2 protein-coding genes are annotated in these 1524 nt (G+C 39.6%); both read right to left on the bottom strand.

Going from position 1 to position 1524, the window contains the following annotated elements:
- Positions 1-905: SusE domain-containing protein (locus tag EKL98_RS15740; protein WP_126563127.1), on the bottom strand; the 905-nt coding region annotated here is incomplete at its 3' end.
- Positions 906-918: 13 nt separating this feature from the next.
- Positions 919-1524, bottom strand: a 606-nt coding sequence (locus EKL98_RS15735; protein WP_148104433.1) for a RagB/SusD family nutrient uptake outer membrane protein, incomplete at its 5' end; no start/stop codon positions are given.

Raw genomic sequence — 1524 nt, 5'->3', positions numbered from 1 at the left:
GTCCAAGCATTATTAGGTCTGAATTTTAAAGCACCTGCTTTTAAAGCACCCGTAAATTTCCATACTTTTAGTTGGTGATCGTAAGCCATATTGGTTGAATTGTCCCAGCCACCAGGAGTTGCGGTTCCAATTATTCCCCAAGAGTAAGCCACTGCAGTCCATTTTGATGTGTTCAGGTTAACCGTCATTTGATAAGTTCCTGCTTTTGTAATTGCAAAATCGGTGGTGCTACCGTCTAAAATATTGCCATTGGCATCGGCACCGTAAAATTGATTCCAATTTCTCTCATTGGTAAATTTGAATCCCAACCCTTTTGAAGCGGGAAAAGTTACATACCCTTGATATACTCCACTATCAATTGCTTTGAGGGCGGCGGCTGTACCAATAATCCAATCCTGATAAGATCCAGGCATATAGATTTCTCCAAAAACAACTGGTTTTGCAAAAGGTGTAACTGTAATCGTAATAGGTTCAGAATAGATTTTACGATCTAAATACGACTCTACACGAACCACTATTTTACTGGCAACATCTACCGGAAGGCCTAATTTAATAGCCATTTTGTTAAGGTCATCTCCTAAAAGCGATTTGCTTAAAACATCTTCGCCCACTTCAACTCTTACTGCTTTTCCCCAAGCGGTACTTCCTGAAACATCCGATGGAATATCAAATTCTAAAGCATAGGTTACAGGAGCTTGAATAGGAAAAACTACTGCTGGCCAAGAGAACGCTACTACAGGTTGTGAAGCAGTAGTAGTTTTAAGAACGATTGTGTTGGGTGATGCCACAAGAGCACTGCTAAAACTCACCTCTTTCAAACTGGTAAGCTCCGTGTCATTTGTACAGGATGCACTTAGAAAAAGTAAAGTGCCTATTGCGAATAACTTGTATATATATATTTTCATAATAGTTCTAGATTTAGTTGTAACCTGGATTTTGTTTTAGTCCTTTGTTTGCGTCTAAAGCTGCCGTTGGTAATGGGAATAACTTTCTGAAAGCAGCTGAAACGCCTCTGAATTCATTTGCCAACAAAAATTTATTGAAGCGAATCATATCTTGTCTTCTATGACCTTCCCAATTCAATTCAAATCCTCTTTCGTTATATATATTGTCCAAGGTTGGATTGGCTGCTAAAATTCCCAATCCCGCACGTTGTCTTATTTGATCTACGAAAGGTTTTGCAGCTGCTGCATTGGCAAGTCTTACATTGCATTCGGCTTTCATTAACAATACATCGGCATATCTGTAAATTGGAAAATCATTGGATGCTCCACCACCGTCCGAAGGGGTTACAGGATAAAATTTAGTATTACGAACACCCGCTTGAGGTGCAGCTCCTGGATTGTCCAAAGAGGCCACATCAATAGAATAATTGACTCCACCACCTTGATCTCCATAACGGAATTGTTTTTTGCGAATATCTTTGTCGTCGTATTTCAAAAAGAAATCTTTAGGCACAATAGTACCATTCCATCCGCTATAACCGAAGAGGTTTTTTGCGTCAGGTCCGTTTAAACTTCGAAC

It is taken from the genome of Flavobacterium bomense (genome assembly GCF_003970355.1).
This window is presented reverse-complemented; position numbering and strand designations above follow the sequence as displayed.